The 13879-nt window shown below is 70.0% G+C and carries 13 protein-coding genes and 1 pseudogene; 5 read left to right on the forward strand and 9 right to left on the reverse strand.

The features are described 5' to 3' along the window. The 3 genes from EYA84_RS13900 to leuA form a co-directional block, all read left to right on the forward strand. A partial coding sequence (locus tag EYA84_RS13900) for a hypothetical protein (RefSeq protein ID WP_236145755.1) occupies window positions 1-739 on the forward strand: 739 nt, incomplete at its 5' end. A 177-nt stretch (window positions 740-916) separates the two neighbouring features. Next, window positions 917-1465, forward strand: coding sequence for a nitroreductase family protein (locus tag EYA84_RS13905; protein ID WP_131053461.1), 549 nt, complete (start codon window positions 917-919; stop codon window positions 1463-1465). 240 nt (window positions 1466-1705) lie between these two features. Next, window positions 1706-3463 (forward strand): 2-isopropylmalate synthase, encoded by a 1758-nt coding sequence (gene leuA / locus EYA84_RS13910; protein ID WP_131053462.1) that lies wholly within the window; start codon window positions 1706-1708, stop codon window positions 3461-3463. 65 nt (window positions 3464-3528) lie between these two features. Here leuA and EYA84_RS13915 read toward each other — a convergent pair whose 3' ends face one another. Then, window positions 3529-5007 (reverse strand): MFS transporter, encoded by a 1479-nt coding sequence (locus EYA84_RS13915; RefSeq protein WP_131053463.1) that lies wholly within the window; start codon window positions 5005-5007, stop codon window positions 3529-3531. Between the two features lie 108 nt (window positions 5008-5115). On the opposite strand from EYA84_RS13915, the gene EYA84_RS13920 reads away from it, so the two are divergent. Further along, a complete protein-coding gene (locus EYA84_RS13920) occupies window positions 5116-5778 on the forward strand; it encodes an HNH endonuclease family protein (RefSeq protein ID WP_131053464.1) in 663 nt (220 codons plus the stop codon). Then, window positions 5760-6206: a hypothetical protein gene (locus EYA84_RS13925; protein ID WP_131053465.1), complete on the forward strand. Its 447-nt coding sequence runs from the start codon at window positions 5760-5762 to the stop codon at window positions 6204-6206. The genes EYA84_RS13920 and EYA84_RS13925 overlap by 19 nt, the downstream gene beginning before the upstream one ends. 75 nt (window positions 6207-6281) lie before the next feature. Here EYA84_RS13925 and EYA84_RS13930 read toward each other — a convergent pair whose 3' ends face one another. The 8 genes and pseudogenes from EYA84_RS13930 to EYA84_RS13965 form a co-directional block, all read right to left on the reverse strand. Further along, complete coding sequence (locus EYA84_RS13930) at window positions 6282-7385, reverse strand: ABC transporter ATP-binding protein (RefSeq protein ID WP_131053466.1); 1104 nt, start codon at window positions 7383-7385, stop codon at window positions 6282-6284. Window positions 7386-7630: 245 nt separating this feature from the next. Then, window positions 7631-8653 (reverse strand): annotated as a pseudogene (locus tag EYA84_RS13935) (ABC transporter ATP-binding protein); the annotation flags it as partial. Window positions 8654-8664: 11 nt separating this feature from the next. Further along, window positions 8665-9627, reverse strand: a complete 963-nt coding sequence (locus EYA84_RS13940; RefSeq protein WP_131053467.1) for an ABC transporter permease — start codon at window positions 9625-9627, stop codon at window positions 8665-8667. Next, a complete protein-coding gene (locus EYA84_RS13945) occupies window positions 9624-10628 on the reverse strand; it encodes an ABC transporter permease (RefSeq protein WP_117227296.1) in 1005 nt (334 codons plus the stop codon). Before EYA84_RS13945 ends, EYA84_RS13940 begins: the two co-directional genes overlap by 4 nt. 78 nt (window positions 10629-10706) lie before the next feature. Beyond that, window positions 10707-12368: an ABC transporter substrate-binding protein gene (locus EYA84_RS13950; protein ID WP_131053468.1), complete on the reverse strand. Its 1662-nt coding sequence runs from the start codon at window positions 12366-12368 to the stop codon at window positions 10707-10709. A gap of 260 nt (window positions 12369-12628) precedes the next feature. Continuing rightward, on the reverse strand, window positions 12629-13222 hold the full coding sequence (gene recR, locus EYA84_RS13955; RefSeq protein ID WP_131053469.1) for a recombination mediator RecR: 594 nt from the start codon (window positions 13220-13222) through the stop codon (window positions 12629-12631). Between the two features lie 8 nt (window positions 13223-13230). Then, window positions 13231-13539, reverse strand: a complete 309-nt coding sequence (locus EYA84_RS13960; RefSeq protein ID WP_236145756.1) for a YbaB/EbfC family nucleoid-associated protein — start codon at window positions 13537-13539, stop codon at window positions 13231-13233. A 125-nt stretch (window positions 13540-13664) separates the two neighbouring features. Continuing rightward, the coding region (locus EYA84_RS13965) for a hypothetical protein (RefSeq protein WP_131053471.1) at window positions 13665-13879 on the reverse strand (215 nt) is incomplete at its 5' end.

Consider the following 13879-nt stretch of genomic DNA (forward strand, 5'->3'; position numbering starts at 1 on the left):
GGGTCAGGACGCGGCCCGCGACGAACTGGCCGCGCTCGCCGCCGCCGCGCAGGATCGGCACCTGATCGCCCGGTACACCCTGCGGGTGGCCGACACCCCGGACCGCTCGATCGTGGTGACCAGTGCCAACGACGGCAGTTGGCGGGTGGACGTACCCGGCGGCGCGCTCGGCGGCACGGCGGACATCTCGCTCGCGGCCACCGCCGACGGGCTGTTCCAGTGCGCGTTGCCGACGGCGACCCGGCCCGAGCCGGCGACCTGCGTACGCGTCGGCGAGCGGGACGACACGCTGCCGCGCCGGATCGACCCCCGCGTGCAGCACCCGTTCACGGACTGGCTGGACGTGCTGACCGACCGGCGCGCCCCGCTGTCGGTCTCCCCCGCGATGGCCCCACCCGAGGCCACCGGCACCTGCTACTCGGTGGAGACCACGGCCGCCTCGATCAACCCACCGTTGGACGTCGGCATCTACTGCTTCGACGCGGACGGCACGCCGACCGCGGTCCGCGCGGCGTTCGGCACCCTGACGCTGGCCGGACCGACCGAACCGGCACCGGCCACGGTGCAGCTCGCCGGTCCGGTGGTCGACGGCGAGCCGCTGGGCATGGAGGCGCCACCACCGCCGTCCACGCCGTCCGATCCTGATCCGGGCGGCACCGCTCCGGACGGCACCGATCCGGGTGATTCCGGAGCGGGCGACGCCGGGCCGGGAGGTACCGCGCCGACCGGTGGCGGGTAGGCCCGGTCCGATCTCCAGGTCCGGCACACGGGGCGTTCCCCGCCCCGGTCCGGGCGGGTGCGGCGTCGGGGTGCGCGCTCGGCAACGCCCGGCCGGTCGTCCCGTTACGGGTGTCGTTTCCCACATTCGACCCCCCTGACAACACCACCAAATCCCCCATAAAGGACGCTTCTGCACATGACCGACCTCACCCCCGTACTGGCCTTCCGCTGGAGCCCACGCTCCTTCGACCCGGTCGCGGAACTGCCCCGGGCCGAGGCGGCCACCCTGCTGGAGGCGGCCCGGTGGGCGCCGTCGGTCGGCAACCGGCAGCCCTGGCGGTTCGCCCTCGGACACCGCGACGACCAGACCTTCAAGCGGATCCTGGTCAACCTCGCCCCGGCCGAGCAGCGGTGGGCCGGACGGGCCGGTGCGCTGGTGCTCGGCGCGTACCGGCGGACCGAGCAGGCGTTCGCCGCGTACGACCTCGGGCAGGCGGTGGCCCACCTCACCGTGCAGGCCACCGCGCGGGGACTGCACGTACGACAGGTGACCGATTTCGACCGGGCCGGACTGATCGCCGATCTCGACCTTCCCGCCGATGTGCGACCGTACGTGGTGGTGGCGGTCGGCCAACTCGGCGATCCGTTGAGCCTTCCGGCCGACCTACTGGCCGATGAGACCAGCCTGCGGCATCGTCGCCCACTCTCCGAACTCGTCCTGAGCTGCGGCGAGATCGTCATCTGATCCGCTAGGCGCAATTTCCATCCCATACTCCGGACGGACCTTTCCCACACCACGTCCCATCACGTAGGGTCACCCTGTCATGTGGCAGGCGCACCTTCTCCTTGGTCGCCGCGACGAGGCCTGACGGCCGGCACCTCGTCGCGGAGTCGAACCGCGCCGCCAGCACCGTCCCGGATCTTTCGCTCGGCATTCCTGCCGACCCCCGTCGCTGACGACACATGACCCCAGGAGAAGTCCGCCATGGCTCACCCAGCCGGCCCCACCGACGTTGACTCCGATGCCATCGCCCGGCAACGTCCCAGCCAGATGCCGCACCGCCGCTACCAGCCCTACCAGCAGCAGTTCCGCATCGACCTGCCGGACCGCACCTGGCCGACCCGGCACGTCGAGACCGCGCCGCGCTGGTGCGCGGTCGACCTGCGCGACGGCAACCAGGCACTGATCGACCCGATGTCGCCGGAGCGCAAGCGCCGGATGTTCCAGCTCCTGGTCCAGATGGGCTACAAGGAGATCGAGGTCGGTTTCCCGTCGGCCAGCCAGACCGACTACGAGTTCGTCCGGCAGCTCATCGAGCAGGACATGATCCCCGCCGACGTCACGATCCAGGTGCTGACCCAGTGCCGGGAGCACCTCATCGACCGCACCTTCGAGGCGCTGCGCGGTGCGCGCCGGGCGATCGTGCACTTCTACAACTCCACCTCCACGCTGCAACGACGGGTGGTCTTCGGGCTGGACCGCGACGGCATCGCCGACATCGCCACCACCGGCGCCCGGCTCTGCCAGAAGTACGCGGAGATCCACACGCCGGACACCGAGATCTACTACGAGTACTCGCCGGAGTCGTACACCGGCACCGAGCTGGAGTACGCGCTGGAGGTCTGCGCCAAGGTCATCGAGGTCGTCGACCCGACGCCGGACCGCAAGCTGATCGTCAACCTGCCCGCCACGGTCGAGATGGCCATGCCGAACGTGTACGCCGACTCGATCGAGTGGATGCACCGGCACCTGCCCCGACGCGACAGCCTGGTGCTCAGCCTGCACCCGCACAACGACCGGGGCACCGGCGTCGCCGCCGCCGAGCTGGGCCTGCTGGCCGGCGCCGACCGGATCGAGGGGTGCCTCTTCGGCAACGGCGAACGCACCGGCAACGTCGACCTGGTGACGCTGGGCCTGAACCTCTTCTCCCAGGGCATCGACCCGATGATCGACTTCTCCGACATCGACGAGATCAAGCGGGCCGTCGAGTACTGCAACCAACTGCCCGTGCACGAGCGCCACCCGTACGCCGGTGACCTGGTCTACACCGCCTTCTCCGGCTCCCACCAGGACGCCATCAACAAGGGCTTCGCCGCGCTGAACACCGACGCGGCGGCCGCCGGCGTACCCGTCGACGACTTCACCTGGGCCGTGCCGTACCTGCCGATCGACCCGAAGGACCTGGGCCGCAGCTACGAGGCGGTGATCCGGGTCAACTCGCAGTCCGGCAAGGGCGGCGTCGCGTACATCATGAAGACCGAGCACCAACTGGACCTGCCCCGACGGCTCCAGATCGAGTTCTCCGGCGTGGTGCAGCAGGTCACCGACCACGACGGTGGCGAGGTCGGCCCGGACACCATGTGGCAGATCTTCGCCGCGCAGTACCTGCTCGACCACCAGAGCGACCCGGCGGTGACGCTGACCGAGTACGAGATCGGCAGCGCCGACGGCAAGGTCGAGATCACCGCGCAGGTCGGGGTGGACGGTCGGGCCCGTTCGGTGAACGCGATCGGCAACGGCCCGATCGACGCGTACGTGAACGCGCTCGGCTCGGCCGGGGTGAGCGTACGGGTGCTCGACTACCACGAGCACGCGCTCTCCTCCGGCGGGGACGCGCAGGCGGCCGCGTACGTGGAGTGCGAGGTGGACGGCCGGACGGTCTGGGGCGTCGGCATGGACGCGAACATCGTCACCGCCTCCGTCAAGGCGGTCACCAGCGCCATCAACCGCGCCCGTCGCTGATGTAAGGAGGGGTCCCCTGCTAACGCCTCGTGCATAGCAGGGGACCCCTCCTTACATCGCAGAGATCATCCGTCCGGCGTGGAGACCGGCATCGAGTGGCAGGGTTGTGCGGGCGGTGCACGGCGGGTCGGCCGGCGTACCAGAAGTGCGGCGACGATCGCCCCGACCACCAGCAGGCCGGCGCACCAGAGCAGCGCGCCCCGGTACGCGGCGGTGAGTTCGGCGGGCTGCTCGTAGCCCGTGCCGGTGAGCCCGACCAGCAGCGGCAACGCGGCCACCGCCAGCAGGCCACCCACCCGGGACGCGGCGTTGTTGAAGCCGCTGGCCACCCCGGCGAAGCGGTCCGCCACGGCGGCCAGCACGGACGCGGTCAACGGCGCCACCACCAGGGTCAGCCCGGCGCCGAACAGCACCACCCCGGGCAGCACCTGCCGCCAGTACGACGCACCCGCGTCCACCTCCCGCAGCATCAGCAGCCCGACGGCGGCCAGCACCGGGCCGACGGTCAGCGGCAGCCTCGGCCCGATCTTCGCCGACAACGCTCCGGCCTTGGGCGAGCCGACCAGCAGCAGCACCGTCATCGGCAGCAGGGCCAGGCCGGTGAGCAGCGCCGACCAGCCGACCACGTTCTGCAGGTAGACGGCGAAGAAGAACGTGAACCCGCCGAGTGCGGCGTACACCAGCACGGTGAAGACGTTCAGCACCGAGAAGAGTCGGCTGCCGAACAGGCCGGTGGGCAGCATCGCGGTCTCGCCGCGACGCCGCTCCACGAGCACGAACGCCAGCGCGGCCAGCACCGCGACCAGGGCCGACACCAGCACGGCAGGTGAGCTGATCCCGCGACCCGGCGCGTCGACGAGCGCGTACGTGACCCCGGCCAGTGCCACCGCGCCGAGCAGTGCACCGGCCACGTCGAAGCGTCGGCGCCCGTCCCGGCTACGCGAGGCGCTCTCGTCCCGGCTCTCCGGCACCCAGCGCAGCGCGGCCAGCACCACCAGCACGGCCAGCGGCAGGTTCAGGAAGAAGATCCACCGCCAGGAGAGCGCGTCGATCAGCCATCCGCCGATGAACGGGCCGAGGGCGGTGGAGACGCCGGAGAGCCCGGACCACGCCCCGATCACCTTGCCCCGGTCGTCCGGGTGGAAGCTGGCCTGGAGCAGCGACAGCGAGCCGGGGGTGAGCAGCGCGCCGCCGGCACCCTGGAGGAACCGCGCGGCCACCAACCAGTCGGTACGCAGCGCCAGCCCGCACAGCACCGAGGCGACGGTGAACCAGACCACGCCCAGCAGGAAGATCCGCCGTCGCCCGAAGCGGTCCCCGAGAGCCCCGCCGAGCAGCACGAACGCGGCCAACGTGAGCAGGTATCCGTTGACCGTCCACTGTAGGCCCGCCACCGAGGCGCCCAGTTCGGCGCCGAGTCGGGGCAGGGCCACGTTGACCACGGTGGTGTCCAGGAAGACCATGCCGGAGGCGAGGACGGCGGCGGCCAGGGTGCCTCGACCGGCATGCGACTTCAGCCGGAGGGCGGGCGCGGTTTCGGGCATGACTACCAATGTGCCGTGCGCCATACGTGAGACACCACGAATCGCCGAAACTGGGCCCGGGTACTGTGCGGGATCGCCGAAAGCCCGCAAGCTGGAGAGGTGTCGTCTGTGCGTACCAGATCAGGACCTCGCGCCCTGGGGGCGCTCGCGCTCGTCGCGGCGCTGACCCTAGGCGCGGCCGGTTGCGTCGAGTTGGTGGAGCCGGAGGTGTCGCCCACCAGCGGTGACGGCGGCACCGCCACCCAGATGCTCTCCGAACTGACCGTCGCCGAAGCCAACCCGATGCGCGGCTACAGCCGCAACCGTTTCTCGCACTGGCGCAAGACCGGCCAGAACTGCGACGTCCGGGACACCGTGCTGGAACGCGACGGCAAGGACATCCAGCACTCCGGGTGCAACGTGGTGGGTGGCAACTGGGAGAGCGTGTACGACGGGCGGACCTTCACCGACCCGTCCAGCGTGGACATCGACCACATGGTCCCGCTCGCCAACGCGTGGCGCTCCGGCGCCGACGAGTGGGAAGACTCGAAGCGGAGTGATTTCGCGAACGACCTCGACCGGCCGCAGCTCTTCGCGGTTTCGGCCTCCTCCAACCGGGCAAAGGGTGATCAGGATCCGTCCCAGTGGAAACCGCCAAACCGGTCATACTGGTGCCAGTATGCCGGCGACTGGGTGGCGGTGAAGCACCACTGGAAGCTCACGATCACCAGTGCTGAGAAGGCCGCGCTGGCCGACATGTTGGAGGGCTGCACATGGGAGAGCAAGCCGTAACCGGAGCCGGCGGCACCCCGGCACCCGAGCGGACGCCCGACGCGGGTGGGGACGACGCCGCGGCGGCCACCGGCAGCCCCGGCCCGGCCACCGCCGGGATGACCGCCGACGGAGCGGCCGCGGGTGAGGTGGAGGTGCCCGGTGCCGGCATGACCGCCGACGCCGGTGGCGCCACCGGCCCGCAGAGCCGGACCACGGACGTCGTGCCCGGACCGGGTGGGGTGATGACCGACGAGGTCGGCGTGGTCACCGGGGAGTTGACCCTGCGCACCGACCTCGCCGACGGCCGGGTCACCCTCCACGTGCAGTACAAGGACGCCGACGAGTGGTACGCGGTCACCGGCGGCAGCGCGGCGCTGGCCGACGCCGCCGGGCTGGACGCGGTGCACAGCATCGCGGTCGGCCTGCTGAACCGCCCCGAGGGCTGATCCCGGGTGTTGATGTAAGGAGGGGTCCCTTTCTAACGCCTACGGCATAGAAAGGGACCCCTGCTAACAGCTCAGCTAGACGAACGTGCCCGGCTCGCTGGGTGCGGAGACCACGCTGGGCTCCTCACCCTCGCCCTCCGGGCGGACGATCTCCGCACTCACCCTGTGCGGCCGCAGTTCGCCGCTGGCGATCTGCTCGGCGAAGTGACACGCGACCCGACTGCCACCGATCTCCCGCAGCACCGGCCGCTCGTCGGCGCACCGCGTCGGCTGCGCCCACGGGCAACGGGTGTGGAAGCGGCAGCCCGACGGCGGGTTGGCCGGCGAGGGCAGGTCACCGGAGAGCAGGATCCGCTCCCGGCGGTCCTCCACGTCCGGGTCCGGCACCGGCACCGCCGACATCAACGCCCGGGTGTACGGGTGCAGCGGCTCGGTGTAGAGCCGGTCACTCGGCGCCTCCTCGACCAGACCGCCGAGGTACATCACGCCGACGGTGTCGGAGATGTGCCGCACCACCGCCAGGTCGTGCGCGATCACCAGATAGGTGAGGCCGAGGCTGTCCTGCAACTCGTCGAGCAGGTTGATCACCTGCGCCTGGATCGACACGTCCAGGGCGGAGACCGGCTCGTCGGCGACGATCAGCTCCGGCCCGAGCACCAGCGCGCGGGCGATCCCGATGCGCTGCCGCTGGCCGCCGGAGAACTCGTGCGGATAGCGGGACAACGCCCAACGGGGCAGGCCCACCTTGTCCAGCGTCTCGCCGATGATCTTCCTGCGGCCGTCGCGGTCGCCACCGATGCCGTGCGTCTGCAGGCCCTCGGTGAGGATGGACTCGACGTTCTGCCTCGGGTCGAGGCTGGACATCGGGTCCTGGAAGATCATCTGCATTCGCCGCCGCATGGTCCGCAGCCTGCGCGGTGCCAGCGTGGTCAACTCCACCCCGTCGAAGCGCACCTCGCCCGCCGTGGGCGGGTTGAGCTGGAGCAGCGCACGACCGAGCGTGGACTTGCCGCAGCCCGACTCGCCGACCAGGCCGTACGTCTGTCCGCGCGAGATGCTCAGGTCGACGCCGTCGACCGCCTTGACGTGGCCGACCGTGCGGTCGAACAGCACCCCCCGCTTGATCGGGAAGTGCACCTTGAGATCCCGTACCTCGACGAGGACATCGCTCTCGGTCATGACTTCTCCTCCTCGCGCGGCGCGGGCACCTGGCCGGTACCCGACGCCTCGACGGGCGCCGCCGACTCAGCAGCCGGCGGTGCCTCAGCGACCGCCGCAGCCTCAGCATCCGCCGATGGCCCGGCAGACCTGTCGACCTCGGCAGACGGGTCGACCTCGACGGACGACGGCGCTTCGGCAGACGTCCCGGCCTCGGCGGACGGTGCAGCCTCGACGGACGACACAGCCTCAGCGGACGGTGCGGATGGTGCGGATGGTGCAGCCTCGGCGGACGGCGCAGCCGGCGAGGGGTCCGACACCGGGGCCGGGTTGACGCAACGGTAACTGCGGCCGGCATGGGTGAGCACCAGCTCCGGCGGCTGGCCGACGCAGGCGTCCACCCGGCGGGTGCAGCGCGGCGCGAAGGCGCAGCCCTCCGGCCAGGGCAGCAGGTCGCGCACCGAGCCGGGGATCGGGGTGAGCCGCTCGCCGCGCCCGGCGTCCAGGCGCGGTACCGAGCCGAGCAGCCCCACCGTGTACGGGTGTCGGGGCTCGCGGAACAGTGGACGCCGCCGGGCGGTCTCCACCACCCGGCCGCCGTAGAGCACGTTGATCGTGTCGCACATGCCGGCGACCACGCCCAGATCGTGCGTGATCATCACCAGCGCGGTGCCGGAGTCCCGGACCAGGTCCTTGAGCAGCTCCAGGATCTGCGCCTGGATGGTGACGTCCAGCGCCGTGGTCGGCTCGTCGGCGATCAGCAGCCGGGGCTGGCAGGCCACCGCCATCGCGATCAGGGCGCGCTGCCGCATCCCGCCGGAGAGCTGGTGCGGGTACTCCTTGAGCCGCCGCGTCGGGTCGGGGATGCCGACCCGGTCCAGCAGTGCGGCGGCCTCCTTCGCCGCGGCGGCGCCCTTCATTCCCCGGTGCCGGGTCAGCACCTCGGTGACCTGGAGTCCGATCGGTACGACCGGATTCAGGGACGACAGCGGGTCCTGGAAGATCATCGCGACGTCGCGGCCCCGGATGTCCCGCCGGGACCGGTCGTCGAGCTGGAGCAGGTCCGTGCCGTCGAACACCGCCTTGCCGCCGACCTGCAGACCGGGCTGCTTGGGCAGCAGACCCATGATGGCGAGCGAGGTCACCGACTTGCCGCAGCCGGACTCACCGACGAGGCCGACCACCTGACCGGCGTCGACCGAGAAGGACACCCCGTCGACGGCGTGCACGGCGCGCTGACCGCGCCGGGCGAAGGTGACGGAGAGGTCGTTCACTTCGAGTAGTGCCATTACGAACCCTCCTACTTCCGCAGCTTCGGATCGAGGGCCTCGCGCATCGCCTCACCGAGCAGGGTGAATCCCAGGGCGGTGATGATGATGGCGACCGCCGGATAGATGGCCAGCTCCGGGCGTACCCCGAGGTACTGCTGCGCGTCGGCCAGCATGACGCCCCACTCGGGGGTGGCCGAGTTGGGGTTGCCGAGCCCGAGGAAGGAGAGCGCGGCGGCCTCGATGATCGCGGTGGCCAGGGTCAGCGTCGCCTGGACGATGACCGGGGCGAGCGAGTTGGGGAGTACGTGGGTCAGCGCGATCTTCGACTTGCGTACGCCGAGCGAGGTGGCGGCGAGGACGTAGTCGCTGTTCGACTGCACGATCATCGAGCCGCGCAGCAGCCGGGCGAAGACCGGCACCGAGACCATGCCGACCGCGATCATGACTGTGGTCAGGCTCCGGCCGAGCAGGGCGGCGATGCTGACCGCGAGCAGCAGGCTGGGCAGCGCCAGCAGCATGTCGATGAACCGCATCAGGATGCTGTCGATCCAGCGTCCCCAGCGGCCGCCCAGGCCGGCGGCGGCACCCGCGACGCCACCGATCAGCGCGCCGACGGCCAGACCGATCAGGGTGGCCACCACGCCGACCAGCAGGGTCTGCCGGGCACCCACCACCATCCGGCTGAACACGTCCCGACCCTGGTGGTCGTAGCCGAACCAGTGCTCGCTGGAGGGGCCGGGGATGGTGCCCGGCCGGATCACGCCCTCGCGGATGCCCATCGTGTCCGTCGGGCCGTACGGCACCAGGAACGGGCCGATCAGCGCCACCAGCACGAAGATGGCCAGGATGACGGCACCGATGATGGCCGCCGGGTTGCGCCGCAGCCGCCGGAAGGCGTCCTGCCACAGGCTGACGCCCCGCTCCTCCTCGCGCGCGGCGAGTTCGGCGAGCCGGTCGATCTTCTCGCGCTTCTTGCCACTGATGATCGTCATCGGACCCTCACCCTCGGGTCGATCAGGCTGTACGAGAGGTCCACGATCAGGTTCACCAACACGTACACCACCGCAATGATCATGATGAAGCCCATCAGGACCGGATAGTCGCGCTGGTTGATGGCCTCGGCGAGGAAGGCGCCGATCCCGCTGAACGCGAAGACGGTCTCGGTGAGCACCGCGCCGGAGAGCAGACCGCCGGTGAGCAGACCGATCGAGGTCACCACCGGGAGCATCGCGTTGCGCAGGACGTGCCGGCGGCGTACGACGTTCTCGGTCAGGCCCTTGGCCTCGGCGGTGCGGACGAAGTCCTCGTTGAGCACCTCCAGCACGCTGGCCCGGGTGATCCGGACGATGATCGCCAGCGGGATGCTGGCCAGTGCGAGCCCGGGCAGGACCAGATGCCACAGCGCGTCGGCGGCGGCGTCCCACTCCCGGGTCATCAGCCCGTCCAGCACGAAGAAGTTGGTGATCCGGGTGGCGCCGATCGTCGGGTCCTGCCGGCCGCTGGAGGGGAACCAGCCGAGGTTCTCCGAGAAGATCGCCTTCAGCACGTACGCCAGGAAGAAGACCGGGATGCAGATGCCGATCAGCGACCCGCCGACGGAGGCGTGGTCGAGGAAACGGCCGCGTCGGCGGGCGGCCAGATAGCCGAGCGGGATACCGATGCCGATCGCGATCACCATCGCGGTGACGGTCAGCTCGACGGTGCCCGGGAAGCGCTGGAGGAACTCCGTGGTGACCTCGCGCTTGGTGGAGATCGACGTGCCCAGATCCAGGCGGACCATCCGCCGCACGAACCGGCCGTACTGGATCAGGATCGGCTCGTCGAGGCCGAGATTGCGGCGGATCGCGGCGCGCATCTCGGGCGTGCCCCGCTCGCCGAGGATGGCGGTCTCGGGGCCGCCGGGCAACCGCCGGAGCCAGATGAACAACAGGATGGAGAGCCCGAACAGCGTGGGTATCAGCTGCAGGAGGCGTCTGACGATGAACCGGAACACGGCGGCCTCGAAGGGTGTGCTGAGGGTAGCGGGCGGGCGCTGTGGTACAGCGCCCGCCCGCGTTCTGTTTGCGTCAGATCAGGACTTGAACTCGGCGGTGGAGAACCGCTCGTCGGTGAGCGGGCTCGCCTTGACCCCGGTCACGTCCTTGCCGAACACGATGGCCGGCGGTGCGTGCGAGATCGGCACACCGGGCAGGAAGTTCATGATGTCGGCGTTGATCTCCTTGTAGAGAGCCACCTTGGCCGCCTGGTCCGCGGTGGTGTCCGCCTGCTTGAACTTCTCGAACAGCGCGGGGTTGTTGAAACCCCACTCGTCCTTCTGCCGGTCGAAGAACGTACCGATGAAGTTGTAACCGTCGCCGTAGTCACCGGTCCAGCCGAGGAAGTGCAGGTCGTGCGCGGAGCCGGAGGTGGTGGCGTTGAGGTAGTCCGGGCTCCACTTCAGCGGGATCGGCTCGATCTTGATGCCGGCCGCCTGGAGGTCCGCCGAGACCAGCTCGAACAGGTCCTTCGGGTTCGGCATGTAGGGCCGGGTGACCTCGGTCGGGTAGTGGAACCGCAGGGTCAGGTCCGACGCGCCGGCCTCGGCCAGCAGCGACTTGGCCTTCTCGACGTCGTAGTCGTACTTGGTGACGTCGCCGTTCCAGCCCTCGACGGTCTCGGGGAAGAAGTTCACCGCGACCTGGGCGCCCGGGGGCAGCTTCGAGTCGACCAGCGCCTGACGGTTGATCGCGTGCGCCAGCGCCTGCCGGACCTTGATGTCGGCCAGCTTCGGGTTCCCCTTCTGGTTGATCGCCAGGTAGAGGATGTTGAAGGCCGGGCGGGTCAGGACGTTGAAGCCCTCGCCCTTGAGCGGCTCGACGTCGGCCGGTCCGACCAGGTCGTAGCCCTGGATGTCACCGGAACGCAGCGCCTGCTTGCGCGCGTTCTCGTCCGAGATGGTGCGGAAGATCAGGCTCTTGAGCTTGGCCTTGTCGCCCCAGTAGTCCTCGTTGCGCTCCAGGGTCAGCGTCTTGTTCGGGACGTCCCAGGACTTGAACTTGAACGGACCGGTACCGGTCGGGTGCTCGGTCGCGTACGCCGGGTACTTGATGTCGTCCGCGCTGCCCGTGACGTTGCTGGCGTCGTGCTCCTGCAGCGCCTTGGGGCTGTGGATCGAGAACGACGGCAGCATCAGGGCGGCCGGGATCTTGCTGGAGACCCGGGTGAAGGCCAGGCTGACCGTGGTCGCGTCGGTGGCGGTGCAGGACTTGAAGAGGCTCTCCGGGAGAGTGTCGTCCTCGTTGGCGGCGAAGCCGCCCATGATGTCCTGCCAGTACGCCGTCACGTCCGGGCTCTGCATGAGGCCCTTGGCGTTGTACCAGCGGTCGAAGTTCGTGCAGACGGCCTCGGCGTTGAAGTCGGTGCCGTCGTGGAACTTCACGCCGGAGCGCAGCTTGAAGGTCCAGGTCGTACCCGCCGCGTCGGGCTCCCAGGACTCGGCGAGGCCGGGGCTGACCTTGGTGCCGCCCTCCTCGGGGCGGACCAGCGTCTCGAAGACCTGACGCGCCACACGCAGCGACTCACCGTCGCTGGCGAAGCTGGGGTCGAGCACCTTCGGGTCTCCGGCGACGCCGAAGACGAGGGTCTCGTTGCTACTACCGCTGGAACCTTCGCGATCGCTTTCGGCACAGCCTGCTACCGCGAGGGCCGCGGCCGCCACGGCCGCGATAGCGACCTTCGGCCTGGATGCACGCATGGGTGCTTCACCTCGTCCTTGGGGGTACGGACAACGTGGTGACAGGGTCACCGATCGCGGTGACCATAGCTCCCACTTCGACCGCCGGGAAACGGCGCGCGAAGCTCTTGGTACCGGATCGTGTCCTTAGTGACCGGCCACCAGGAGGCACGCTCACAGGCCATGGGACAAAAAGGGCCGAAAGCCGCGAACAATCGATATCAATCTGTTACGTGTTTCGGACGGCCGCCGAAGGCGGTGTCACACCCACCGGCCCTCGATCAGACCGCGCGGCGGCCCTCGAAAGCACGGCCCAGGGTAATCTCGTCGGCGTACTCCAGGTCGCCGCCGACCGGCAGGCCACTGGCCAGCCTGGTCACCGAGATCCCCATCGGCTTGACCATGAGGGCGAGGTACGTCGCGGTCGCCTCGCCCTCGGTGTTCGGGTCGGTGGCGAGGATCAACTCCCGCACCTCGCCGTCGCTCAGCCGGACCAACAGTTCCCGGATGCGCAGGTTGTCCGGCCCGATGCCCTCCAGCGGATTGATCGCCCCGCCGAGCACGTGGTACCGCCCCCGGAACTCACCGGTCCGCTCGATCGCGACGACGTCCTTCGGCTCCTCGACCACGCAGATCACCTCGTTGCCGCGGCGCGGATCGCGGCAGATCCGGCACTGCTCGGACTCGGCGACGTTGTAGCAGGTGGTGCAGAAGCGCACCAGGTCCTTGACCTTGCGCAGCGCACCGGCCAGCCGGTTCACGTCGGCCGGATCCGCCGACAGGACGTGGAAGGCGATCCGCTGGGCGCTCTTCGGGCCCACGCCCGGCAGACGCCCCAGCTCGTCGATCAGATCCTGGATGGCACCCTCGTACATCGGGTGGCTCAGAACCCGGGCAGGCCGAGGCCGCCCATCCCACCCGCGACCGGGCCCATCTTCTGGTCGGTCAGTTCCCGGACCGCCGCAGTGGCGTTGTGCAGCGCCGCGAGGACCAGATCCTCCAGGGTCTCCACGTCCTCCGGGTCGACCGCCTTCGGGTCGATCTTGATGCTCTTGATCTCACCGGCACCGGACACGGTCGCGGTGACCAGACCACCACCGGCGGTGCCGGTCACCTCGGCCTCGGCCAACTCGGCCTGCGCCTGGGCGATCTGCTGCTGCATCTTCTGCGCCTGCTTCAGCATCTGCTGCATGTTCGGCTGTCCACCAGGCCGCACGATCGCTCCCTTGACTCGTCTACAAGACCACGCCCACCCTAACCATGCCCACCGACCACACTCCGGCGGCCACACCCCGCCCGTCGGACGGACCCGTGGGGTCAGCGGGTCGGCACCTCGTCGATCTTCTCGGCGCCGAACGCCTCCCGCAGCAGACGTACCGCCTGCTCCTCACCCGACTCCCGGGCGGTCTTCTCGTCGATGACCTCGTCCCCCGGTTCGTCGCCCGGGTCGAAACCCTCGTAGGCCGGCGCCGTCGCCGCTGGGCCGCCGCCGGCACGCCCGCCGCCGCGCCCCGGACCGTCGAAGTCCGGGT

This window comes from Verrucosispora sp. SN26_14.1 (assembly GCF_004307965.1).
Classification (GTDB): Bacteria; Actinomycetota; Actinomycetes; order Mycobacteriales; family Micromonosporaceae; genus Micromonospora.

Coding starts and splice junctions, on each gene's coding strand:
- EYA84_RS13925 (WP_131053465.1), top strand. CDS start 5,760: ATGGGAGAGCAAGCCGTAACCGGAGCCGGCGGCACCCCGGCACCCGAG.
- EYA84_RS13950 (WP_131053468.1), bottom strand. CDS start 12,368: ATGCGTGCATCCAGGCCGAAGGTCGCTATCGCGGCCGTGGCGGCCGCG.
- EYA84_RS13930 (WP_131053466.1), bottom strand. CDS start 7,385: ATGACCGAGAGCGATGTCCTCGTCGAGGTACGGGATCTCAAGGTGCAC.
- EYA84_RS13940 (WP_131053467.1), bottom strand. CDS start 9,627: ATGACGATCATCAGTGGCAAGAAGCGCGAGAAGATCGACCGGCTCGCC.
- EYA84_RS13915 (WP_131053463.1), bottom strand. CDS start 5,007: ATGCCCGAAACCGCGCCCGCCCTCCGGCTGAAGTCGCATGCCGGTCGA.
- leuA (WP_131053462.1), top strand. CDS start 1,706: ATGGCTCACCCAGCCGGCCCCACCGACGTTGACTCCGATGCCATCGCC.
- EYA84_RS13960 (WP_236145756.1), bottom strand. CDS start 13,539: ATGCAGCAGATGCTGAAGCAGGCGCAGAAGATGCAGCAGCAGATCGCC.
- EYA84_RS13905 (WP_131053461.1), top strand. CDS start 917: ATGACCGACCTCACCCCCGTACTGGCCTTCCGCTGGAGCCCACGCTCC.
- recR (WP_131053469.1), bottom strand. CDS start 13,222: ATGTACGAGGGTGCCATCCAGGATCTGATCGACGAGCTGGGGCGTCTG.